23 protein-coding genes and 1 tRNA gene are annotated in these 23,150 nt (G+C 64.0%); 12 read left to right on the top strand and 12 right to left on the bottom strand.

All coding sequences use genetic code 11. From position 1 onward, the window contains the following. Positions 1-20: 20 nt before the first annotated feature. Entirely contained in the window at positions 21-920 is a 900-nt protein-coding gene (locus tag EG244_RS09135) for a DMT family transporter (protein ID WP_124964704.1), read from the bottom strand. A gap of 140 nt (positions 921-1,060) precedes the next feature. On the opposite strand from EG244_RS09135, the gene ribB reads away from it, so the two are divergent. The 6 genes from ribB (at position 1,061) to EG244_RS09105 (ending at position 4,723) form a co-directional block, all read left to right on the top strand. Continuing rightward, positions 1,061-2,185: a 3,4-dihydroxy-2-butanone-4-phosphate synthase gene (ribB, locus tag EG244_RS09130; RefSeq protein ID WP_124964703.1), complete on the top strand. Its 1,125-nt coding sequence runs from the start codon at positions 1,061-1,063 to the stop codon at positions 2,183-2,185. A gap of 2 nt (positions 2,186-2,187) precedes the next feature. After that, entirely contained in the window at positions 2,188-2,703 is a 516-nt protein-coding gene (locus EG244_RS09125) for a 6,7-dimethyl-8-ribityllumazine synthase (protein ID WP_124964702.1), read from the top strand. Further along, positions 2,700-3,218: a transcription antitermination factor NusB gene (gene nusB / locus EG244_RS09120; protein WP_124964701.1), complete on the top strand. Its 519-nt coding sequence runs from the start codon at positions 2,700-2,702 to the stop codon at positions 3,216-3,218. The genes EG244_RS09125 and nusB overlap by 4 nt, the downstream gene beginning before the upstream one ends. An 18-nt stretch (positions 3,219-3,236) precedes the next feature. Beyond that, complete coding sequence (locus EG244_RS09115; RefSeq protein ID WP_124964700.1) at positions 3,237-3,590, top strand: CidA/LrgA family protein; 354 nt, start codon at positions 3,237-3,239, stop codon at positions 3,588-3,590. After that, positions 3,583-4,299 carry an LrgB family protein gene (locus tag EG244_RS09110; protein WP_124964699.1) on the top strand — a complete coding sequence of 239 codons (717 nt, stop codon included), beginning with the start codon at positions 3,583-3,585 and terminating at the stop codon, positions 4,297-4,299. Before EG244_RS09115 ends, EG244_RS09110 begins: the two co-directional genes overlap by 8 nt. Before the next feature lie 103 nt (positions 4,300-4,402). After that, a complete protein-coding gene (locus EG244_RS09105) occupies positions 4,403-4,723 on the top strand; it encodes a hypothetical protein (protein ID WP_124964698.1) in 321 nt (106 codons plus the stop codon). A gap of 68 nt (positions 4,724-4,791) precedes the next feature. On the opposite strand, the gene EG244_RS09100 is transcribed toward EG244_RS09105, so the two are convergent. Both EG244_RS09100 and EG244_RS09095 read right to left on the bottom strand, forming a co-directional pair. Then, positions 4,792-5,895: an outer membrane protein transport protein gene (locus tag EG244_RS09100; protein WP_124964697.1), complete on the bottom strand. Its 1,104-nt coding sequence runs from the start codon at positions 5,893-5,895 to the stop codon at positions 4,792-4,794. 118 nt (positions 5,896-6,013) lie between these two features. Then, positions 6,014-6,433: a Fur family transcriptional regulator gene (locus EG244_RS09095; RefSeq protein ID WP_124964696.1), complete on the bottom strand. Its 420-nt coding sequence runs from the start codon at positions 6,431-6,433 to the stop codon at positions 6,014-6,016. 175 nt (positions 6,434-6,608) lie between these two features. Here EG244_RS09095 and argE point away from each other — a divergent pair, with 175 nt between their 5' ends. From argE to cysS, 3 genes are all read left to right on the top strand, one after another. Further along, positions 6,609-7,769, top strand: coding sequence for an acetylornithine deacetylase (gene argE / locus EG244_RS09090; RefSeq protein ID WP_124964695.1), 1,161 nt, complete (start codon positions 6,609-6,611; stop codon positions 7,767-7,769). After that, complete coding sequence (locus EG244_RS09085) at positions 7,766-9,109, top strand: NAD(P)/FAD-dependent oxidoreductase (RefSeq protein WP_124964694.1); 1,344 nt, start codon at positions 7,766-7,768, stop codon at positions 9,107-9,109. The genes argE and EG244_RS09085 overlap by 4 nt, the downstream gene beginning before the upstream one ends. Before the next feature lie 87 nt (positions 9,110-9,196). Further along, positions 9,197-10,591, top strand: coding sequence for a cysteine--tRNA ligase (gene cysS, locus EG244_RS09080; protein ID WP_124964693.1), 1,395 nt, complete (start codon positions 9,197-9,199; stop codon positions 10,589-10,591). Positions 10,592-11,342: 751 nt separating this feature from the next. Here the strand turns inward: cysS and EG244_RS09075 are convergent. The 6 genes from EG244_RS09075 to mazG form a co-directional block, all read right to left on the bottom strand. After that, positions 11,343-11,416: transfer RNA gene (locus tag EG244_RS09075), tRNA-Gly, on the bottom strand. Positions 11,417-11,481: 65 nt separating this feature from the next. Next, entirely contained in the window at positions 11,482-12,153 is a 672-nt protein-coding gene (locus EG244_RS09070) for an SDR family oxidoreductase (RefSeq protein ID WP_199737912.1), read from the bottom strand. A 103-nt stretch (positions 12,154-12,256) separates the two neighbouring features. Beyond that, positions 12,257-13,732: an amidophosphoribosyltransferase gene (gene purF / locus EG244_RS09065; RefSeq protein ID WP_124964691.1), complete on the bottom strand. Its 1,476-nt coding sequence runs from the start codon at positions 13,730-13,732 to the stop codon at positions 12,257-12,259. 83 nt (positions 13,733-13,815) lie between these two features. Continuing rightward, on the bottom strand, positions 13,816-14,409 hold the full coding sequence (locus EG244_RS09060) for a CvpA family protein (protein WP_124964690.1): 594 nt from the start codon (positions 14,407-14,409) through the stop codon (positions 13,816-13,818). 41 nt (positions 14,410-14,450) lie between these two features. Continuing rightward, positions 14,451-15,815 (bottom strand): DNA repair protein RadA, encoded by a 1,365-nt coding sequence (radA, locus tag EG244_RS09055; RefSeq protein ID WP_124964689.1) that lies wholly within the window; start codon positions 15,813-15,815, stop codon positions 14,451-14,453. Positions 15,816-15,914: 99 nt separating this feature from the next. Continuing rightward, the gene (gene mazG, locus EG244_RS09050; protein ID WP_124964688.1) at positions 15,915-16,775 is read right to left on the bottom strand and encodes a nucleoside triphosphate pyrophosphohydrolase; all 861 of its coding nucleotides are present in this window, start codon (positions 16,773-16,775) and stop codon (positions 15,915-15,917) included. Between the two features lie 64 nt (positions 16,776-16,839). On the opposite strand from mazG, the gene EG244_RS09045 reads away from it, so the two are divergent. Further along, a complete protein-coding gene (locus tag EG244_RS09045) occupies positions 16,840-18,003 on the top strand; it encodes a M20 aminoacylase family protein (RefSeq protein ID WP_124964687.1) in 1,164 nt (387 codons plus the stop codon). A gap of 577 nt (positions 18,004-18,580) precedes the next feature. On the opposite strand, the gene EG244_RS09040 is transcribed toward EG244_RS09045, so the two are convergent. From EG244_RS09040 to ccmI, 3 genes are read right to left on the bottom strand one after another with little or no spacing between them, the layout of a single operon-like run. Continuing rightward, positions 18,581-18,778: a DUF1289 domain-containing protein gene (locus EG244_RS09040; RefSeq protein WP_233588957.1), complete on the bottom strand. Its 198-nt coding sequence runs from the start codon at positions 18,776-18,778 to the stop codon at positions 18,581-18,583. Positions 18,779-18,783: 5 nt separating this feature from the next. After that, complete coding sequence (ruvX, locus tag EG244_RS09035; RefSeq protein WP_124964685.1) at positions 18,784-19,260, bottom strand: Holliday junction resolvase RuvX; 477 nt, start codon at positions 19,258-19,260, stop codon at positions 18,784-18,786. After that, on the bottom strand, positions 19,257-20,495 hold the full coding sequence (gene ccmI / locus EG244_RS09030) for a c-type cytochrome biogenesis protein CcmI (RefSeq protein ID WP_124964684.1): 1,239 nt from the start codon (positions 20,493-20,495) through the stop codon (positions 19,257-19,259). The genes ruvX and ccmI overlap by 4 nt, the downstream gene beginning before the upstream one ends. A gap of 168 nt (positions 20,496-20,663) precedes the next feature. Here ccmI and purQ point away from each other — a divergent pair, with 168 nt between their 5' ends. After that, the gene (gene purQ / locus EG244_RS09025; RefSeq protein WP_124964683.1) at positions 20,664-21,329 is read left to right on the top strand and encodes a phosphoribosylformylglycinamidine synthase subunit PurQ; all 666 of its coding nucleotides are present in this window, start codon (positions 20,664-20,666) and stop codon (positions 21,327-21,329) included. Between the two features lie 45 nt (positions 21,330-21,374). After that, positions 21,375-23,147, top strand: coding sequence for a sensor histidine kinase (locus EG244_RS09020; RefSeq protein ID WP_124964682.1), 1,773 nt, complete (start codon positions 21,375-21,377; stop codon positions 23,145-23,147). Positions 23,148-23,150 lie beyond the last annotated feature (3 nt).

Here is a 23,150-nt window from a genome sequence, read left to right as displayed (position 1 = left end):
ATCTCGCGGCTTCCTAGCGGTTATGCGGCGCGTTTGGAAGCGTGGTAGCGCTCACGCAGGAAGGTATAAACGCCGGAACCGACGACCATCACCGAGCCGAGGATCATATAAGCGTCGGGCGTTTCGCCAAAGAGCAGCGCCCCAAGGCCCAGTGCAAAGATCAGCCGGGTGTAGCGGAAGGGCATGATGGCCGAGATCTCACCGATACGGCTTGCGGCGATCAGCAGCAGATAGCCGATCAGCCCGCAGGAGGCGATCACCACGATCAGCGCCAGATCGCGCGGGGCAGGCAGATCAAAGCCATGCGCACCAAAGGGCAGCAGCAGCGCGCCCGCGATCATATAGCTGAACATCCCCCAGACGGCGAGCGAGGTGGAATTGATCCGCGCCGGAATGCGCCGCGTGGCCAGATCCCGTGCCGCCAGTGAGAAGACCGCCAGCATCGAGGCCCCTGCCGCGAAGGGGTCAAACCCCGCTCCGGTGGGGCGCAGAATGACCATGACGCCCAGAAAGCCCACGGCCACGGCCGTCCAGCGCCGCCAGCCGACTTTCTCGCCAAGGAAAATCGCCGCCCCCATGGTGATCGCCAGCGGCAGCGTCTGAAAGAGCGCCGAGGCCATCTGCAGTGAGAGCATCACCAGCGCGGTGACAAAGCCGATCGCGCCCAGCATCTCACAGATGTTGCGCAGCAGGACCGCCGGGTGAAAGAAGTCCCGCGAAAACAGCGGCGCGCCGTTGCGCAAAGCCACCACCAGCATGACGCAGGTTGAAAAGCCGCCGACCAGCAGGATCAGCACCCCCACCGAGACCGAGCCCGACAGCAGTTTCATCAGCGCATCTTCGGCGGCAAAGCCCGCCATCGCCAGAACCATCAGCAGGCCGCCGCGAAGATTGTCGTTCTGTAGTCCGGGGCTGCTCATGATTACTCCTGCACGCTGTTTTCGCCGCTGCGATGCGCTGCACAACGGCCAAGGTCAAGGCGGGAAAGAGCGGCAAACCCTCTGGTATCCCCGCATCTGCTGCGCTATCTCCGGCTTAGCAACAATGCGGGGACGCAGTCATGGCCATCGAATTCGAGACCCCTGGGCCGGTAGAACGCGACTGGAGCGAGGCAATCTCTCCGATCGAAGCGATCATTGAGGATGCGCGCAACGGGCGTATGTTCATTCTCGTGGACCATGAGGACCGCGAAAATGAGGGTGATCTCGTCATTCCGGCGCAGATGTGTACCCCGGAAGCGGTGAATTTCATGGCGACCCATGGTCGCGGCCTGATCTGTCTGGCGATGCCGGCAGCCCGGGTGGACACCCTCGGTCTGCAGCTGATGAGCCCGAAAAACTCGTCGCGCCATGAGACGGCTTTCACGATGTCGATTGAGGCGCGCGAAGGCGTCACCACCGGCATCTCGGCCCATGACCGCGCCCGCACCATCGCGGTGGCGATCGACCCGACCCGGGGTGCGGCCGATATTGCGACCCCCGGTCACGTCTTCCCGCTGCGCGCCCGCGATGGCGGCGTTCTGGTGCGTGCCGGTCACACTGAAGCGGCTGTGGATATCAGCCGTCTTGCCGGTCTGAACGCCTCGGGCGTGATCTGTGAGATCATGAACGACGACGGCTCGATGGCGCGTCTGCCCGATCTGGTGGCCTTTGCGCAAAGGCACGGGCTGAAGGTCGGCACCATCTCGGATCTGATCTCTTACCGCCGCCGCCACGACAACCTGGTGAAAGAGGCCGCTGTGCGTTCGGTCACCTCGTCCTATGGCGGCGACTGGCTGATGCGCATCTTCACCGATGAGACCCAGGGCGCAGAGCATATCGTTCTGTCGAAGGGCAATCTCAGCGGCGCAGAGCCGGTCCTCGTCCGCATTCACCAGCTTGACCCGCTGACCGATGTGCTGGGCCTCTCGGCAGAGCGTTCGGGCGAAATGGCCTCGGCCATGAAGCTGATCGCAGAGGCCGGGCAGGGTGCCGTGGTTCTGCTGCGCGATACCGCAATGAAGCTTGCTCAGGAGGGCGAGGTTTCGCCCCACACGCTGCGCCAATATGGCGTGGGCGCACAAATCCTGTCCGCGCTTGGTCTGACCCAGATCGAGCTTGTTACCAATTCGGCGCGTCCGAAGGTGGTGGGTCTTGAGGCTTATGGCCTGACCATCACCGGCACGCGCCCGATCCCCAAGGAGTAATCATGGCCGGGATTTCCCACTACACCCTGCCGGCACCGGTGTTTGATAAACCCGTAAAGCTGCTGATCGTGGTGTCGCCGTATTATAAAGAGATTTCCGACTTTCAGATTGCCGGAGCCCGTGCGGCGGCGGCAGCCTGCGGGGCGGAGGTCGATCTGATCGAAGTGCCCGGCGCGCTGGAAATCCCGACCGCGATTGCGATGGCGGAAAAGCTGTCGAACTACGATGGCTATGTCGCGCTTGGCTGCGTGGTGCGCGGTGAGACCACGCATTACGACACCGTCTGCAATGACAGCTCGCGCGGCATCACGCTGCTCGGGCTGCAGGGCGCGCTGATCGGCAATGGCATTCTGACCGTTGAAAACTATGAGCAGGCCCTGGTGCGTGCGCGTCCCGACGATCAGAACAAAGGCGGTGGCGCTGCCATGGCAGCACTGCATCTCATTGCGCTGGCGCGCAAATGGACCGGCACGCCGCGTGGCGTTGGCTTTCGCACCGATGAGGGGTTTCGCGCATGAGCACTGAGACCGACAAACCCGAAGGCAACAAAGAAGAGCGCCGCCGCGCCGCTCAGGCTGCCAAACGCCAGCAGAAATCGACCTCGCGTCTTTATGCGGTGCAGGCGCTTTATCAGATGGAAATCGGCGGCCAGACCGTTGAGCGTGTGGTTGCTGAGTTTGAGCAGTTCCGCTTTGGCATGACCCTCGATGAGTCCGAATTCGCCGACGGCGATGCGGTGCATTTCCGTGCGCTGGTCGATGCGGCGGTGAACTTCCAGGCAAAGATTGACCAGATGACCGACCGCGCACTTGCGGCCGCCTGGCCGATCGACCGGATTGATCCGGTGCTGCGCGGCCTCTTCCGCGCTGCGGGTGCCGAACTGCTGATCCCGGGCACGCCCCCGAAGGTCGTCATCACCGAGTTCGTGGATGTGGCGAAGGCCTTCTTCCCCGAGGGCAAAGAGCCGAAATTCGTGAATGCCGTGCTCGATCACATGGCGCGCGAAGCCCGCCCTGAGGCCTTTCAGGCTTAATCGGCAGGGGTCAGGCAGATGATCTTTTCGGTCACCCTGATCTTAGTCTTTCAGCTTGCAGGGGTTGTGCTTGTGCAACTCCTGCATCTGCCTGTTCCGGGCCCGGTTGCGGGCATGGCGCTTTTGCTGCTCGCCATGCTGCTGGTGCCTGCGCTTTATGACAAAGTGCGTCCTGCCGGGCAGGGCATTCTGCAGCATCTGTCTTTGCTCTTTGTGCCTGCGGGAGTGGGCGTTGTCGGTCATATCGGCACGCTCGGCTCTCAGGGCTGGGGGATTGCCGTGGCGCTGATCGGCTCAACGCTGCTGGCTTTGCTGGCAGGGGTTTTTGCGTTTCTGGCGCTGGCGAAGCTGACCGGGGCGGCGGATGACTGATTTCGCGGAAATCTGGGGCTATCTGGGGCGCGATCCGCTGTTGTGGCTCACGCTGACGCTGGGGGCCTATGTGGTGGGCGATGCGGCCTCGCGCGCCTCGGGGCGCAATCCGCTGGTCAATCCGGTGCTGATCGCCATGATCATTCTTGGCACCACGCTCTGGGCCACGGCCACGCCCTATCCCGTGTACTTTGAGGGCGCGCAGTTTGTGCACTTCATGCTGGGCCCGGCCACGGTGGCGCTGGCGGTGCCGCTTTATGGCCAGATCCACCGCATCCGCAAGGCCGCCCTGCCGCTGATCGGGGCGCTGCTGGCGGGGGTTGTCACTTCGGTTCTCAGCGTGGTCTGGATCGGCGAGGCCATGGGGCTGGAGCGCCAGGTGCTGCTGTCGCTGGTGCCGAAATCCGCGACCGCCCCGGTGGCGCTTGGCGTCTCGGAAAGTCTGGGCGGCTCACCGACGCTGACGGCGGTGCTGGTGATCCTGACCGGGATCTGCGGCGCGGTGGTGGTGACGCCTTTGATGAACGCGCTTGGCATCCGGGACTGGCGGGCGCGGGGCTTCTCGGTTGGCGTGGCGGCCCATGGCATTGGGGCGGCCCGGGCATTGCAGGTCAATGAGACCGCCGGGGCTTTTGCGGCCGTGGGCATGGGGCTTTCGGCCATTGCCACGGCCTTTCTGGCACCGATCCTTGCGGGGTGGCTGCTGTAAGGGTCTCGGCGGGAAATGGCCTGCGGTATTCCCGACCTGACGCCGCCTCTGGCGCATCGCAAAATTCGGTTTACCTTTCAGGTACCTGTTGAGGAGAATCACCATGCCGAAGCTTGTCCGGATGTATCTGATCAATGTGGCCACAGGCTTCGGAATTGCGGCGATGTTTCTCGTCGGGATGCTCTGGGCGGATGTGGCGGGCCTTGGTCGTCTGGTCATGGAGAGCCCGCAGGGCTGGATTGCGGCGCTGATGATCTTCATGGGCGCGGGGACGCTCTTCGCCGGGGTGCAGTTCGCGCTGCGCGTGATGGCCATGGCTGAAGAGGCGCCGCGTGGCCCGCGGGGCGGTCTGCGCCAGCAGCTGGTGCCGATCCCGGTGCGCCGCGATGAGCAGCGCGGTCCGGCGGCCCGCCGTCTGCGCTGAGAGTTTCGGACTTTATGTGAAAGGCCGCGGCAGATCTGCCGCGGCCTTTGCTGTTGGAGACTGCCGGATCAGAAGCTGAAGGCGACTTTCATGCCGACACCGATGGCTTTGCCTCCGGTGAAATTCGCCCGTGCGGTATTCGCGGTCTGCGGCGAGGCATCCCCGAGCCGGGTGTAATTGATGCCCGTGGTGATCTTCATCGCATCGCGGGTATAGACCGCAGCAAGGGTGGCCCCCAGACGACCCGCGCTTGGCGCCAGGGGCGAGACCAGGCGGGAGCCCGCTTTCTCATAGCTGAGCGAGGCTGACCCCGCCCAGGTTTCTGAGAATTTGCGCCCCACGCCCAGGGTCCAGGTCGTGCTGTCTTCCAGATTGATCAGCCCGCCGCCCGATGCACCGACGAAGCTCTGCGGATCGAGCCGGAACTCACTCCATTTCACCCAGCGCACAGAGCCGAAGAGCAGGGTATCGGCGGCGACACCCGTTTGAAATTCCAGGTTCAGCGAGCGGGGCGTTTTGACCTTTGTGGTGGCGGTGGTGGTGGTGGCCCCGCCGGAGAAGGTCTCATGCGGCGTATAGCTGTGGCTGATCTCTGAGTTATAGGTCAGCGCGACCCGTGCGGCGATCTCGGGGCGCTCCCAGGCGGCGCCGGCGACATAGCCCAGAGCGGTATCCCGGTCGAGCGTGACGTGATAGCCGCTCAGGCCGCCGTAAGCTGCCCCGCCCAGGGTCACAGAGGCGCTTGACTGCTGCAGGCGCAGACCGCCGTGGACAGAAAAGCCATTGCCCATCTGATAGCGCATCAGCGCCGTCAGCGCCCGGGCATCGGCTTTTGCTGCCGTCCCGCCCAGAAGCACAGAGGCTCCGGCAGGGTAGCTGACATCGGCCCCGAAAGGCTGATCCAGGATGACGGCCCAGGACAGACGGTCATTCAGATCGGCCTTATAGGCAAAGCCGAAGCTCCGGAAATCTTTCGCAACGTTTCCGGAAGCACTGCCGGTAAGGTCGGTGCCGGACAGCGTGGGGCTGACCGTACCGGCCGAGATCTCAGCTACGCGCCCCTTTTCAAAAAGGATGCCTGCGCTTTGCGATGTGCGTTCGATGCCGCCCGCAGATACGCTGCCTGCGGTCAGCGCGGAAGCTGCGGCAATGAGACAGATGGTCGTTTTCATAATTGGTCTCCCGGATATGGCGAACACTCCCCTGTTCGTCACAGAAGATCTTCCCGTGCCGGACGGGGATCGCAAAGGTTGTCCGAAGGTCAGCCTGGTGGCTGACGTCGCGGCAGGTTCAGGATTTCTTCTGCGGCAGGCGGATGCCGTAAAGCTCCAGCCGGTGGCCTTTCAGCTGAAAGCCCAGTCTTTCAGCAATCAGCTCCTGCAGAGCCTCAATTTCGGGATCGACGAATTCGATCACCTCTCCCGTGGCCAGATCGATCAGATGGTCATGATGCTCGCGGGCGCTGTCTTCATAGCGCGCGCGGCCGTCACCGAACTCCAGCCGCTCAAGGATGCCGCTTTCCTCAAAGAGCTTCACCGTGCGGTAGACCGTCGCCAGCGAGATCCGCGCATCCAGCGCCATGGCGCGGCGGTGCAGCTCCTCCACATCGGGGTGATCTTCCGCGGCATCCAGCACCTGGGCGATCAGCCGTCTGGCTCCGGTCATGCGCATGCCGCTGGCTTCGCAGCGCGCGATGAGATTTTTTGCCATTCTGCGGCCTCCGGATCAGGACGGATCTCTGCCCATAGCGCAGGCAGCGCTGCTCGAAAACCCGTCAACTGCAAAGACCGGGGCCTGGTGCGACAAACCGTCATTCGGGTGCTTGACCTTTGCGCAGGGCGGCGACAGCCTGAGCGCAGACCGAACCCCCCCCCGGAGAACTTTGATGCCTCTTACCTCCCGCGAAATCCTTGACCGTCTTGTGGCCTTCCCGACCGTCAGCCGCGACAGCAACCTGCCGCTGATCGACTGGGTGCAGGACTACCTGACCGGAGAGGGGATCTCTGCGACCCGCCTGATGTCGCCCTGTGGCACCAAGGCGCATCTTTATGCCTCGGTCGGGCCGGATGTGGCGGGGGGCGTGATGCTCTCGGGTCATACCGATGTGGTGCCGGTGGATGGTCAGGCCTGGACCACCGATCCCTGGACGGTGACGGAGAAGGACGGCAAACTCTTTGGGCGCGGCTGCTGCGATATGAAGGGCTTTGATGCCCTGGCGCTGGCGGCGCTGGTGCGGGGCAAAGATCTGCCGCTGAAGCGCCCGATCCAGATTGCGCTCTCTTATGACGAAGAGATCGGCTGTATCGCCGCCGCCGATCTTGCGCGTGAGGCTTCGGTCACTTTGCCGAAAGCGGCCGCCGTGGTGGTGGGCGAGCCTTCGATGATGAAGGTGGTCACCGCGCATAAGGGTGGCCTTGGCATCAATATTCACGTCCATGGCTTTGAGGTGCATTCCTCGCTGCAGCCCTATGGCGTCTCGGCGATCCATGAGGCGGCAAAGCTGATCCAGTGGTGCAATGAACAAAATGAGCTGAACGCCGCAAAGCCCGTCAATCCGCTGGCGGAAGGCTTTGATCCGCATTACACCACGCTGCATGTCGGCGTGATTGAGGGCGGCACCGCCCATAATATCACCGCCAAAGACTGCATCTTCAAAATCGGCGTCCGCGCCGTGCCGGGCGAAGATCAGAACGCCTGGCGCGATGCGGTCTATGCCGCCGCCGAGCGGATCTCGGAAGGCATGCGGAAGATCCATCCCGAGGCTTATATTGAGTGCAGCACCCAGTTCCTGGTGCCCGCACTCGCACCCGAAGTGAATGGTGCTGCCGAAGAGATCACCCGCCGTCTGACCGGCGACAACGCGAAAAACGTCGTCAGCTACGGCACCGAGGGCGGGCAGTTCCAGGTGGCGGGCGGCTATTCCACCGTGGTCTGCGGCCCGGGCGATATCGCCCAGGCGCACCAGCCCGATGAGTGGATCTCGCTGGAGCAGTTCGCCGCCGGCGAGGCCTTTATGGACCGTCTGCTGGCGGAGCTGCAGAAGTGACAGCCTTCCCCTTTGCAGAGACCACGCCGCTGCGCTTTCGCGATGATCTCCCCGAGGCCTGCGATCTGGTGATCCTCGGCGGCGGGGTGATCGGCGTCAGCACGGCGATCTTTGCCGCCCGCAAGGGGCTGAAGGTGGTGCTTTGCGAAAAGGGTCTGGTGGCGGGCGAGCAGTCCTCGCGCAACTGGGGCTGGATCCGCCAGCAGGGCCGCGATCTTGGCGAATTGCCGATCGTCATGGAGGCCAACCGCCACTGGCGCGCCTTTGATCAGGAGATCGGCGGTGATCACCTGGGCTTTCGCATCACCGGCATTCTGAAGGCCGCGCGATCTGAGGCCGCGATGGCGCGTTATGAGCGCTGGCTGGATCAGGCAAAGCTCTTTGGTGTCGACAGCCGCATGGTGTCGAAAGCTGAGATGCAAAGCCTGACCCCTGGCGCTGCGGTCGATTACGCAGGCGGTCTGACCACGCCCTCGGACGGGCGGGCAGAGCCCTGGGTGGCGGTGCCGCTGCTGGCAGAGCTTGCGCGCGCGCTTGGCGTGGTGATCCGCGAGCATTGCGCGGTGCGCGCCCTTGATCTGACGGGCGGCGTGGTGACGGGGGTTGAGACCGAGGCCGGGCGGATCCGCGCCGGGCAGGTTCTGGTCGCCGCCGGGGCCTGGTCGCGGCTGTTCCTTGGCCAGCATGGGGTGAAATTTCCGCAGCTTTCCGTGCTGTCGTCGGTCGCGGCCACCACCCCGGTGCCGTCGCTTTTTCCGGGGGGCTATTCGGATGGGGACTATGCCTTCCGTACCCGCAAGGATGGCGGGCTGACGCTGGCCCCGGGATCGGAGCATGATTTCTTCATCGGCCCCGATGCTTTTGCGAGCTTCTTTCCCTTCCTGCCGACCCTGAAGCAGGATTTCAAATCCACCCATTTCGGGGTTTTCGCCCCGAAAGGCTTTCCCGATGCCTGGTCAACCAACCGCCGCTGGACCGGGGAAAGCCCCTTTGAGCGGATGCGCATTCTGAACCCGCGCCCGAACCTGCGCACGCTCGGGCGCGCGAAAGAGGCGCTGATCCGCGCCTTTCCGGCGGCGCGGGATCTGCAGTTCCGCACCACCTGGGCGGGGATGATCGACACCATGCCCGATGTGGTGCCGATCGTGGATCATGTGCCGGGCCTTGGGGGCGTGATCCTTGCGACCGGCATGGCGGGGCATGGCTTTGGCATTGGCCCGGGCTTTGGCCGCATCCTTGCGGATATGGCCACGGGCGGGGCTGCGGGCCATGACATGTCGCGCTTCCGCTTTGGCCGCTTCAGTGACGGCTCAAAGATCGATATGGGGGCCGCCCTCTGAGGCGGTTCCCAAAAGCCTCCGGACCTGCTAGTGCGGCCCCCGAGAGAACGGCGGGCGGCAGAGCCCCCTGAGACCGGAGACCGGACGATGACAGCCCTCAGACTGCGCAACACCCTGACCCGTAAAGTTGAGGAGTTTATCCCCCTCGACCCGAGCAATGTGCGCATCTATCTCTGTGGGCCGACCGTCTATGACCGCGCCCATATCGGCAATGCGCGCAATGTGATCGTCTTTGACGTGCTCTATCGGCTGCTGCGGCAGATCTATGGCCAGGCGCATGTCAGCTATGCGCGCAATTTCACCGATGTCGATGATAAGATCAACGCGCGCTCATTGGAAAGCGGCCGCCCGATTTCAGAGATCACCGCCGAGACCACGCAGTGGTATCTCGATGATATGGGCGCTCTGGGCAATCTGGAGCCCGACCACATGCCGCGTGCCACCGCCTATATCGGCGAGATGGTCGCGATGAATGAGGCGCTGATCTCACGCGGGCATGCCTATGTGGCGCAAGGCCATGTGCTTTTTGATGTGCGCTCTTTCCCGGATTACGGCAAACTCTCGGGGCGCTCGGTTGATGATATGATCGCCGGTGCCCGGGTCGAAGTGGCACCCTATAAGCGCGATCCGATGGATTTCGTGCTCTGGAAACCCTCGGATGCGGAGCTGCCCGGCTGGGACAGCCCCTGGGGCCATGGTCGTCCGGGCTGGCATATCGAATGCTCCGCCATGAGCCATGCGCTCTTCGGGGCGAGCTTTGATATCCACGGCGGAGGCATCGATCTGCAGTTCCCGCATCATGAAAATGAGCTGGCACAAAGCTGCTGCGCCCATCCCGAGGGCAGCTTCGCGCGCTATTGGGTCCATAATGAAATGCTGATGGTGGAGGGCAAAAAGATGTCCAAATCCCTTGGCAATTTCTTCACCGTGCGCGATCTGCTGGATCAGGGCTTCGCCGGTGAGGTGATCCGCTTTGTCTATCTGATGACGCATTACACCCGCCCGATGGACTGGACCGACACCAAGGCCCGTGAGGCCGAGGGCGTGCTGCGCAAATGGCGCGGGCTCGCGGATCAGGTGAACCCGGCCGATCTGGACAGCGCTGAGGCGCATGCCGGGGTGGTCCAGGCGCTCGGCGACGATCTGAACACGGCGGCGGCCCTTGCCGAACTCCACCAGCTTTATGCGGAGGCGGCCGAAAAGAAGGGGCCTTACATCGCGGTGCTGATCAAATCCGCCCGCCTGCTGGGTTTGCTGGAAGACCAGATGGGCGCCTGGGTGACGGGTGGCGCAGATCTGACCGTCTATGCCGACCGCCTTGTCGCCCTGCGGGCAGAGGCCATGGCGAGCAAAGACTTCAGCGCCGTGGATGCCCTGAAATCCGCGCTGCTGGCGGCGGGTGCCGAGGTGCGGATGTCCAAATCCGGTGTTGAGGTGCAGCCCGGGCCGGGGTTCAAAGCGGAGAGCCTTCCCGAGGTGTAAGCCAGCACTCCGGACTGTCGAAAGCCCTGCGCCAGCCGCAGGGCTTTTTCATGGCGGCGCAGTGAGTTGCTGTCCCGGCCGGAAATGGCCCGGAAAGGCGGGTTTTTCCCATGGGAGAGGGGGGCGGGTCGTGCGGTAAGCACCTGAATTACTGCCGCTTTCTCGGAACAGAAGTTCAGATATGGCCAGGGGCCCGGGGGATATGGCCAGAGGAAAGTCCGGCTGAGAATTCAGGATCGGGGCCATCTCGCACCGTGGCTTGAGAAGGGCCAGGGCCACCCGGATCGTCAAATCGGTATACGCGGGAACGGACGGTAAATTCCGCAGCAGCTTTATCTGGCAACCGGCTGATCCGGTCGAAATTTTCGCTCTGCCGACAGAGGTCGCAAAGCTGGGATGCGGATCATCCTGCACGAAGCTCTCTGCCAGACTGTCGTCCGGGTGGGCCAGTTCTGCCTCCGAGGCTCGGGGCTGACTCCATTCGGCTCTGTAGCATAAACCCGCGCAGCTGCCCTGCCGCTCTTTCAAGGGGAGGAGTAAGTGCGGGCAGGGGAAACAGCGATCTCTGGCGCGGTCCCCGGGTCAGGCCGCCTGGCCTCCCGCTCTCTGGCGCTCGTTTGCTGCGGACCGAAGAGACCTCATGCGGCACCCGGCGGGCTTCAACATAAGCCTGCCTGCGCGCGTCTATGCAGAGCGGGGCGCAGGGTCATCACTGAATTTGCTGAAAATTATGGTCAGTGATGAAGTTCACTGGAGCGGGTAGCGGGAATCGAACCCGCGCGTTCAGCTTGGGAAGCTGACAGGCTACCATTACATCATACCCGCGCTGAGGGGGTTTTAGCGCCTCAGGATTGCCCCTGGCAAGGGGCAATCTGCAGAAATCTGCGGTTTCAGATCAAAGAGATAAGCCGCTCAGCCTCATCGCGGGGCTGCGCGAGGGGCGCGCGGTCTTCGCCGGGGAAAAACCGCGCCCGGGTCGCCGTCGCCAGCGGTGCCGGGGTCTCAATCAGAACGCGCGGGGCGGTGGTGACGGTCTCGGCCTGCCAGGACCGCGCCAAAGCGATCTGCGCGGCTTTGGAAGCGCCATAGGCAGAGAAGAATTTCGCGCCCGCGCGCGGATCCTCAAAGAACATCGCAGTGCCGGTCGGGGAGGCGCGCAACAGCGGCTCAACCATCGGGATCAGCATGCCGGTGGCGCGGATATTGATGCTGACCGATTTGTCCCAGTCTTTGTGGTCCAGATGGCCCGCCGGGCTCAGCGGTGCGGCATGAACCGCGCTGTGCACCCAAAGATCCAGCCGCCCCCAGCGGTCATGAACCGAGCGGCAGAGATGGCGCATCGCATCATCATTGGTGATGTCCATCGGCGCCAGGGTCAGCGCGCCGGCACCGGGCAGGGCGAGGGCGCGCAGACGGTCGTCCACCTCTTCCAGGCCACCAACAGTGCGGGCCACGGCAATCACCTGCCAGCCACGGGCGGCAAGCCCTTCGGCCATGGCAGCCCCAAGGCCGCGCGAAGCACCGGTTACGAGAGCGATTTTGGCAGAAGCGGAGGTCATCAGCGGCGCATCCTGTCTGAAAGCAAGCCCGGGGCGCTGCTCCGCACCCCGCTGTCGTTGAAAAAGAAAAAGGCCGCACGGGGCGGCCTTTGATTCCTGCCGCAGTTTATTCTGCAGGCTCTTTCATCTCAAAGCCCTCTTTCAGCTTGTCAGCCGGAGGGATCGGGTATTCGCCCGAGAAGCAGGCATCGCAGTAGCGCGGTGCATCCGGGTTGCGGCCATCCGGCTCACCCGCCGCGCGGTAGAGACCGTCGAGCGAGATAAAGCGCAGGCTGTCCACACCGATCCAGTCGCGCATCTCATCTTCCGACATGGTGGCCGCCAGCAGCTTGGAGCGCTCGGGCGTATCCACCCCGTAAAAGCAGGGCCAGGCGGTGGGGGGCGAAGCGATGCGGAAGTGGACTTCCGCCGCGCCTGCATCAAGGATCATATCCTTGATCTTGCGCGAGGTCGTGCCGCGCACCACCGAGTCGTCGACCAGCACCACGCGCTTGCCCTTGATAAGCGAGCGGTTGACGTTGAGCTTCAGACGCACACCCATGTTGCGGATCTGCTCGGTCGGCTCAATGAAGGTCCGGCCGACATATTGGTTGCGGGTGATCCCAAGCGCGAAGGGAATGCCCGACTGCTGCGAAAAGCCAATCGCCGCCGGGGTGCCACTGTCGGGAACCGGGCAGACCAGATCGGCCTCGACCGGGGCTTCTTTGGCCAGCTCAATCCCGATGTTGCGGCGCACCTCATAGACCGAACGGCCGCCGTAGCTGCTGTCCGGGCGCGAGAAATACACATGCTCAAAGATGCAGAACCGCGAGGGGGCGGGCGCAAAGGGGCGGTGCGATTTGATATGGCCGTTCTCAATGATGACCATTTCACCGGGATCGATTTCGCGCACGAATTCGGCCCCGATGATGTCGAGACCACAGGTCTCCGACGAGAGTGCCCAGCCCTCACCGATGCGGCCCAGAACCAGCGGGCGCACGCCCATCGGATCGCGCACACCGATCAGCTTGGTGCGGGTCATGGCGATGACCGAGAAAGCACCTTCCACACGGCGCAGCGCATCTTTCAGACGCTCCGCCAGGGTGGTCTGGATCGAGCGCGCCATCAGGTGAATGATGCACTCAGAATCCGACGAGCTCTGGAAGATCGAGCCGCGCTCAATCAGTTCGCGGCGCAGCGCTGCGGCATTGGTGAGGTTGCCGTTATGGGCCACAGCACAGCCGCCCATCGAGAACTCACCAAAGAAGGGCTGCACATCGCGGATCGCGGTGGCCCCCTTGGTGCCCGCCGTCGAGTAGCGCACATGGCCGATGGCGATCGGACCAGGCAGGCCCTTCATCACATCGGCGCGGGTAAAGTTATCGCGAACATAGCCAAAGCGGCGGGCAGAATTAAAGCCCTGGATCGGATCGTGGCTGACGATGCCGCCTGCTTCCTGCCCCCGGTGCTGCAGCGCATGCAGGCCAAGAGCGACGAAGTTCGAAGCGTCATGGACGCCTGTCACCCCGAAGATACCGCATTCTTCCTTCAGCTTGTCGCCATCAAGGGCGCAGTCGAAGGGGGTTCCTGGGAGGATATTCATAGGAAGGCTCCGAATCCGGTCTCGGTTCGGAGCCTCCTTAACGCCTTGTTACGGCAGTGTCACGTCACGAAGGCAAGATTGTCTCAGTTGCCTGAAGGTTGTGCCGCAGGCGTCCCCGAAGCCGGTGCGCTGCAGTGGCCGACCAGCGATTCATAGCGGCTGACAACCCAGCCAGGCGCATCCGCCGGGATATTGCTCTCCAGCGAGGTCTTCAGGCTCGCAAAGACATGGGCCGAGCGCGACTGATCGACCATGGCAATCGCCTCACCACCGGCCGCGCGGTCATAAACGATAAAGGCCACCGCAATCAGCAGCACGCCACGCAGCACGCCAAACAGGAATCCCAGCCCCTGGTCGATCCCCCCCAGCACCGAGCGCTGCACGATCGACGAGAAAAGCGGCGTGAAAAGCGCCATCACAATCAGCCCGACGGCAAAGACTGCGGCAAATCCGCCGATGGTCGACAATTCGCAGCTGTCACGCAGAAAATCCCCCACCATGGGGATCTCACGGATCAGCGGTTCGGCCTGGCGGGCGAACATAAAGGCCAGGATCGCCGCCACGACCCAGCCCGCAATGGCCAGAGCCTCGCGCACCAGACCGCGCGAATAGGCAAGGATCGCCGACAGGACGATGACCGCAGCCACGATCGCGTCAATCAGGGTGAAACCATCCATCATTCATCTCCTGCAGGCGCTTTTCGCGCCCCCGACCGGGTTTATCCCGCGCCGAACATGTCCCCGACAACCGAAATCAGATCGGTCATCGTCTTGATCTGCATCCCCTCCGCATCCCCAAGACGGGAGCGTGACGGCACGACAGCCTGTGAAAAACCAAGTTTCTGCGCTTCTTTCAACCGATTTTCCGTCTGCGACACCGGCCGCAGCGCCCCGGAGAGGGAAATCTCGCCGAAAAACACCATGTCTGGCGGAATGGACACATCTTCGCGCGCCGACAAAAGCGCCGCTGCCACCGCCAGATCCGCCGCAGGCTCCGAGATGCGCATGCCCCCCGCGACGTTGAGGTAAACATCAAGCCCGGTAAAGGGAATGCCGCAACGCGCCTCCAGCACCGCCAGAATGGTCGACAGCCGCCCCGAATCAAGCCCCACCACCGTGCGCCGCGGCGAGCCCGGCGGCGCGGGCGAGACCAGGGCCTGGATCTCGGTCAGAACCGGCCGCGTCCCCTCAATCCCGGCAAAAACCACCGAGCCCGGGGCCGGCGCATCGCGCGACGACAAAAACAGCGCCGAGGGGTTCGAGACCTCCGCCAGCCCCTGACCCGTCATCTCAAAGACCCCGATCTCCGCCGCAGGCCCAAAGCGGTTCTTCACCGAGCGCAGAATGCGGAACTGATGCCCGCGCTCGCCCTCAAAATAAATCACCGTATCGACCATATGCTCAACGACCCGCGGCCCCGCGATCTGACCCTCTTTGGTCACGTGACCGACGATAATCACCGAGACACCTTTGCGCTTGGCAAAGGTCACCAGCTCATGCGCCGCCGCCCGCACCTGGCTGACCGATCCCGGTGCTGCCTCAACGGTATCAAGCCACATGGTCTGGATCGAATCGATGATCGCCAGATCCGGCGCTTCTTCATCCAGCGTCGTCAGAATATCCCGAAGCGCGGTCTCGGTCCCCAGCTTCACCGGCGCCTCCCCCAGCCCCAGCCGCTGCGCGCGCAGCCGCACCTGGGCCGAGGCCTCCTCGCCCGAGATATAAAGCACCTTCGCACCCTGCCGCGCGAAACTCGCCGCCGCCTGCAGCAGCAGCGTTGATTTGCCGATCCCCGGATCGCCACCGACCAGAATGGCAGATGCCGGAACGAGGCCGCCGCCCAGCACCCGGTCAAACTCATCCATGCCACTGGAGATGCGCGGCGGCGGCGCCTCTTCATGCGCCAGATCGGTCAGGGGGATGGTCTTGCCACGATGCGACAGCGTCTTAGAGCCCGGGCCCTTCGACAAAGGCGCCTGCTCTGAGATGGTATTCCACTCGCCGCAGCCGTCGCAGCGCCCGGCCCATTTGCGATAGACCGCACCACAGGAGGCGCAGGAGAAGGTAGGGGATGACTTGCTCATCGCTATGGTCTGCCTTTGTTCCGAATAACCCGCAAGCAAAAAGCGCCGCCGCCACCTTCACCGCGCCGCCCGTGCCTGTCTTTGGCTTTTCTTAAATACTCACTCTTCTCTGACCGCCCTGACGGCGCGCCCGCCCGCCAGCCGTCCCGCCTTATCAAGCCCCTTGGCCTCATCCCAAAGCCGGTCCATCTCCGCCAGATCGCTCTCAGCCGGGCTCCGGCCCTCCGCCTGAAGAACATCCTCAATATGCGTGAACCGACGGATGAATTTCTCATTGGCCCCGCGCAGCGCCGCTTCGGGGTCGATTTTCAGATGCCGCGCCAGATTGGCCATGACAAACATCAGATCGCCGAATTCCTCGCGCAGCTCTTCCGGCCCAAGGCTGTCTTTCGCCTCGACCAGCTCGCGGCTCTCCTCCAGCAGTTTGTCCAGCACCTGCACCGTCTCGGGCCAGTCAAAGCCCACCCGCGCCGCGCGGTTTTGCAGCTTCACCGCCCGCGTCAGCGCCGGCAGCCCCAGGGCCACCCCATCGAGAACCCGCGCCCCGCCGCGCTCGGCGGCTTTCAGCGTCTCCCAGTCGATCTTCTGCTGCTCGGGGGTCTTTTCGTTCGACTGATCGCCAAAGACATGCGGATGACGCGCCACCATCTTGTCGCAGACCGACTGCACAACCCCATCAAAATCAAACCGCCCGGCCTCTTCGGCCATGCGGGCGTAAAAGACCACCTGCAGCAGCAGATCCCCCAGCTCCCCCGGCAGCTCCTCCCAGGCCTCACGGGTGATGGCATCCACCACCTCATAGGCCTCCTCAATCGTATAGGGCGTGATCGAGGTGAAGCTCTGTTTCACATCCCAGGGACAGCCATGAACCGGGTGGCGCAAAGCCTCCATAATGGCGAGAAGCCGGGCCACTCCGGCGCTGCGGTCATGGATGAGTTGCGACTCTGCGGGGTTTTGCATGGACGGGGCCTCAGCTAATACGGTCAGTGCCGAATATCGCTGAACGGCCCCAGGAGTCTATCGCATGCCCGTCTTGAACCGGATTGCCGCCTTTGCCGACGAGATGAAAGGCTGGCGCCGCCACCTTCACGCTCATCCTGAGCTGGAGTTCGACTGCTTTGAAACCGCCGCTTTTATTGAAGCCCGTCTGCGTGAGATCGGCGTCGATGAGATCCACACCGGCATCGCAAAGACCGGCATCGTGGCGGTCATTAATGGCGCAGGACCCGGGCCCGTCATCGGGCTGCGCGCCGATATGGACGCGCTGCCGATCATTGAGACCAGCGGCGCAGAGCATGCTTCCACCGTTGAGGGGCGCGCGCATTCCTGTGGCCATGACGGCCATGTGACCATGCTGCTTGGTGCGGCAAAATACCTCAGCGAAACCCGCCGCTTTGCCGGCAAAGTCGTGCTGATGTTCCAGCCTGCCGAAGAAGAGGGCGGCGGCGGTGAGGTCATGGTGAAAGAAGGGGTCATGGACCGCTTCAATATCGCCCAGGTCTACGGCATCCATAATGCGCCGAACCGCCCGCTCGGGCAGTTTGTGACCACGCCGGGGCCGCTGATGGCGGCGGTGGATACGCTTTATCTGACCGTCTCGGGCAAAGGCGGCCATGCCGCCAACCCGCATGAGCTGGTCGATCCGCTGATCGCGGTGACCGGCATCGCAATGGCGCTGCAGACCATCGTGTCGCGCAACACCGATCCGAACGACAGCCTGGTGATCTCGGTCACCCAGATCCATGGCGGCACGGCCACCAATATCATCCCCGAAACCGCGATGATGACCGCCACCATCCGCAGCTTCAGCCCTGAGATCCGCGATATGGCCGAGGCCCGCATCCGCGCCATTATCGAAGGCCATGCCGCCGCCTATGGCTGCCGCATCGATCTGACCTATGAGCGCGGCTATCCGCCCACCGTGAATGATGCCGCCAAGGCTGATTTCGCAGCGGAAGTGGCCCGCGAAATCTCCGGCGCCGATCTGGTCGACGCCCGCGTGACCCGCGAAATGGGTGCCGAGGATTTCAGCTATATGCTCGAAGCCCGTCCTGGCGCTTATCTCTTTATGGGCACCGGCAAAGGCCCGGGCCTGCATCACCCGGCCTATGACTTCAACGATGAAGCCGCCCCCATCGGTGCCAGCTTCTTCGCCCGTCTGGTGGAGCGCGCACAGCCGCTGGCCTGATCACTAAGCAACAAAAAAACGCCGCCGCAGGGATCTGTGGCGGCGTTTTGCTGTCCGGCCTCCGGCTCATCCGCAGAGGTGCTGCGGGGGATCAAATACCCGGGCGCGGCGGACCACCCCAGCCATAGCCGGGGGCGCGACTGCCTGTGTAGCCATGGCCCGCGTCACCACGCGGCCCCGGGTGTGAGGGCAGGGCTGCGGATCCTGTGGGGTGCCAGAGCTGCGCATCCCTTGGCCTCTGCGCGGGATGATGCCCTGGCTGCCGGTGCGCGGCCGGCCTGCCGGAGGGGCCGGGCTGGTGCCAGACCTGCACATGGGCGGGCGGACGGGCGGGATGGCCCGGATGCGGCACAGGCCGCACGCCATGACAGCGCCGGTCGCCCGGATGGCAATGGCTGTGCGTCGGAAAGGGGTCATAGGCGACGCTGGCCGTGCAGCCGCTGAGGGTGGCCACAATCAGCAAAAGCCGGAAATGCCGGAGCCGGGGATACAAGGGAGCCTCCATCACTGCGGGCCGAAGCACTGCGGGCCGAAGAATTGCGGGCCGAAGCGACAGGCGCGGCCCGCAGTGGGAAGGTTAGCCCGCGGACGGGAAATTGGAAATCACAGCTTCATCAGTGGCAGCGGCGGCCCGGGCGGCGAGTTCGGCCATGATCCCCAGGCGCTCTGCGGAGGTCAGCGCCGACCAGGCCACAATCTCATCAAGGCTGCGCCAGCAGCCCGCGCAAAGCCCGTCATCGCGCAGAGTGCAGATATTGGTGCAGGGGCTTTCCACGGCGTTCAGTCGCGCGCCAGATGGGTCAGCCGGTCCAGCGCGCCCTGCAGGATATAGCCCGCGGCGACCTGATCGATGACCTCGGCGCGTTTTTTGCGCGAGGTATCGGCCTCCAGCAGCGCGCGCTCGGCGGCGACGGTGCTCAGCCTTTCATCCCAATAGGCCACGGGCAGCGGCGAGAGCCTGGCAAGGTTGCGCACGAAAGCCCGCGTCGACTGCGCGCGCGGGCCTTCAGAGCCGTCCATATTGCGCGGCAGGCCGATGACCAGCCCGGCAATCTGACGCTCGGTGCAGAGCTTCAGCAGCTGCGCGACGTCTTCGGTGAATTTGCTGCGCCGGATGGTGGTGATCGGCGTGGCAACCGAGCGGAAGCTGTCAGAGACGGCAAAACCGATGGTTTTGGTGCCCAGATCAAGGCCCGCAACGGCCCCGAACCGGGGCAGCACGGCTGCAAATTCACTCAGATCGTCGTAGCCGCTCATTCAAATCCCGCCGCTTTTCCGGCGGCGTTGATCCGCGCCAGATCATCGGGACGTGCCACGAAACGCTCCCGCGCTTCAAGAAGGATCGCCCGGCCACGTTCGGCATCGCCGAGGATCCCAAGCGAGCGGATGAGCTGCGCCCATTCCTCAGAGCTGCCGCCCTCAGAGCCGAGGCGGGTCATCAGACCCTCGACCATCGAGCGCACCATCTCGGTCCGTGCCTCCGGTGTCATTTCGGCGGCGGCTTCCACGGCGGCGGCATCCGGGCCACGGGTTCCGGCAGTCAGCGGGGCCATCTCATAGCGGTGCTGACCGGCCGCCCAGGCCAGATCGGGCAGCTGGCTTTGCAGGACGGGGACCCAGGGGTCACTCTCGCGGCTGTCGGTCCAGAGCGGTGCCCAGAAGCGGAAGGCCAGATCATAGCGCCCGGTCTCGGCCAGCGAGAGGCCCGAGTAATAGCGCGCAAGGCCATTGCTGCGGTCCAGCGCCAGAAGGCGCGTCAGCACCTCTTCGGCCTCAGGGGTCACGCGACCGCCTGCGGCCATGATCATCATATCGGCCTGAGCTTCCAGATCGGCGATGCCGGCCTTCTCACCCAGCAGCGCATTGACCCGGCCCTGGGCGGCGGCGGCGGCGGCGATATTGCCCAGCAGCGCCTCATTGCGGGCCAGCAGGCGCTGGCCGTCGAGATCCTCCGGGCGCTCGGCCACGGCTTTGCGCAGCTGCTCCACCAGATCGGCGTGGCGCTGATCCGCGGGCGCGGGCAGGGGGCCACGGGCGGCGGCAGCGGCGGCCTCGGCCTCGGCCTGCGACGGGCGGGCGGCGCGCAGATCCGCGGCAGCCGCCAGGCGCTGCGCCATGGGCTGATCGCCAAGCGCGGGATGGCCCTTCATGTAATAGACGCCGTAGCCCGCCACCAGGATCACCGGCAGGATGCTCAGCAGCGTGACCAGCTGCGAGGGGCCGCGCGGGCCCGTCGCATCGGCGGCCCGCTGCGTGGTATCGGCGGTGAGGATGCGCCGGCCGATCTCGGTGCGCAGCCGTGCCGCCTCTTCTTCGGCGATCAGCCCGCGCTCAAGGTCGCGGGCGACATCACGAAGCTGGTCTTTGTAAACTTTCAGATCGGCAGAGGTGTCAACCGCCCCCTCGCGCCCGCGCGCTGCGGCGGCAAGCATCAGTCCGATAACGGCAAAAGCGAGGGCGAGGGTGATCACCCAAAACAGAATATCAGCCATGAGGCCTCCTTGCTGGCCCTGTCTTTAGCGGAAAGGGCCCCTCATGCAAATCCCTGCCTCCTCCGCCTATTGTCGCACAAGCCTTCTGCTTTCGGCGGTCCGGGGCTGGCGGCGGGCGTTTTGTCGGTATAAGGAGGCGCCAAGCACACCATGCGACCGGAGACCGCCATGAAAGCCGCTGTCATCACCTTCCCGGGGTCCAACTGCGACCGTGATCTCGCCACTGCCTTTGAGCAGGCCGGCTATGAGGTCGCCCGCATCTGGCACAAAGACAGCGAGCTGCCCCAGGGCGTCGATGTCGTGGGCGTGCCGGGCGGCTTCAGCCATGGCGATTACCTGCGCTGCGGCGCGATCGCTGCCCGCGCTCCGGTCATGGATGCGGTCCGTGCCCATGCCGCGCGCGGCGGCTATGTGCTGGGGATCTGCAACGGGTTTCAGATCCTGACCGAGAGCGGCCTTCTGCCGGGTGCGCTGATGCGCAACACCGGTCTGAAATATATCTGCCGCACCATTGGCCTGACCGTGACCGCTGAAAGCGCCTTCACGGCGGGCTATAAAGTCGGTCAGCAGATCGCTCTGCCGATCGCGCATCACGACGGCAACTTCCAGGCCGATGCGGAGACCCTGGCGCGTCTGAAAGGCGAGGGCCGCGTGGCCTTTACCTATACCGACAACCCCAATGGCGCGGCGGAAGACATCGCAGGCCTTCTGTCGGAAAATCGCCGTGTTCTCGGGATGATGCCGCACCCCGAGCGCGCTGCGGATCCGCGTCTGGGCAATACCGATGGTCAGGCGATGTTCCGCGCACTTGCAGGCGCTCTGGCGCTGGCCTGAGGCCTGCAGCTTGTGGCGGGCAGCGCCCCGCCATAAGATGCCCCCATGAGCGGGGCTGAGACTGACGACACCGAAGATCATGCAGCGCGCGACGGCAAACGTCGCACGCTGATTTTGCGTTGCCTGGCGCTTGGCGTGGTCGCTCTGGCCATTGCGGTGGTCTGGTTTACCCATCAGTTCCTGACCGACCGCTATTCGCAGACCACGCGCTCGCGATCCGAACTGCGTCTGGCGCTTTATACCGGCAACCTGATGTCGGAGCTGCAGCGCAGCTCGGTGGTGCCGATCCTGCTGTCGCGCGATCCGGCGCTGACGGGTGCGTTGGATAAGGCGGATTACTCCGTCACTTCGCAGCGTCTGATCGATCTGCAAAGCGAGCTCGGCACCGCAGCGCTGATGCTTTTGGATGAAAACGGCCGTGTGGTCGCCTCATCGGATCGCAAGCGCCTTGGCACCACCCATATGGAAAAGCCCTACTTCCAGGAGGCTGCCGCAGGGCGTGAGACCATGTTTACCTCCTGGCCGCGCGATGAGGGCGGCTATGGCTTCAGCTTTTCGCGCTCGGCCTTTTCTGAGGGGTTCTCGCGCGGCGTGATCGTGGTGGAAGTCGATCTCGCGAAATATGAGCGCGCCTGGTCGGGCTGGGCCGATGCCGTGGCGGTGATGGACGGGGAGGGCACGGTTGTGCTGGCCACCGAGCCGCGCTGGCGCGGGCTGGCGCTGCCGGATGCGCTGCGGGTGCGCGACGCGCCCACGGCGCTGCAACGCGCGTTTCAGATGACTGCCGACTGGACGCAGAGCCCGGCGGATGTCTGGCTCAGCGGCGAGGCGGTGATGCAGGTCGAGGCGCGGGTGCCGTTCCGCGGCTGGCAGATGGTGATGTTCTCGCGTTATGACACCGTCCGCGAAAAGGTGAACACCTTCCTGGCCCTTGAAATTATGGGCTTTGCGCTGCTGCTGGCGGGGGGCTTTTACTGGCTCTCGCGTCAGGCCCGCAGCCAGAGCCGCGTTTTTCAGCGCGAGTCTGAGGAACTGCGTCGGCTTGCTGCGCGTTTACGCCGCGAAATCGCAGAGCGGGAGCGTATGCAACAGAACCTCGCCGTGGCCGAGCAGACCCTTGCGCAGTCCTCGAAACTTGCTGTTCTGGGGGAAATGTCGGCTGCCGTCAGTCATGAGTTGAACCAGCCTCTGGCGGCGATGAAGACCTATCTCGCCGGTGCGCGTCTGCTGCTGCAGCGCCGCAAGGGCGATGAAGCCTTGGCCTCTTTCCAGCGCATCGACGATCTGATCGACCGGATGGGGGCAATCACCCGCCAGCTGAAGTCCTATGCCCGCAAGGGCGGCGAGGCTTTCGCGCCGGTCGATTTCAAAGCCTGTATTTCTGAAGCCCTGGCCATGATGGAGCCGCAGCTGAAAACCCGTCGGGTGCGGATCAACCGTCAGGTTCCCAAAGAGCCGGTGATGATCATGGCCGACCGCATCCGGCTGGAGCAGGTCATCATTAACCTTTTGCGCAACGCGCTGGATGCCACCCGCGATGTGGCTTTGCCGCAGATCGACCTGATCGTGACGACAGGGGATACCGCGCGGCTGGTGGTCTCGGACAATGGCCCCGGGATCTCGGATCTCGACAATCTTTTTGAACCCTTCTGGACGACGAAAAAGCCCGGTGAAGGGGTTGGACTTGGACTGGCGATTTCTTCGGGAATCGTCGCCGATCTGGGGGGACGCCTGACCGCCCGGAACGGAGAGCAGGGCGGCGCGATCTTTGATCTGCAGCTGCCGCTCATCGATAAAACTGCACAGGCAGCTGAGTGAGGA

This window comes from Falsigemmobacter faecalis (assembly GCF_003863335.1).
In the GTDB taxonomy this organism is placed as follows: Bacteria; Pseudomonadota; Alphaproteobacteria; order Rhodobacterales; family Rhodobacteraceae; genus Wagnerdoeblera; species Wagnerdoeblera faecalis.
Note: the sequence above shows the minus strand (reverse complement) of the source record. Positions and strands in the feature narration are given on the sequence as shown.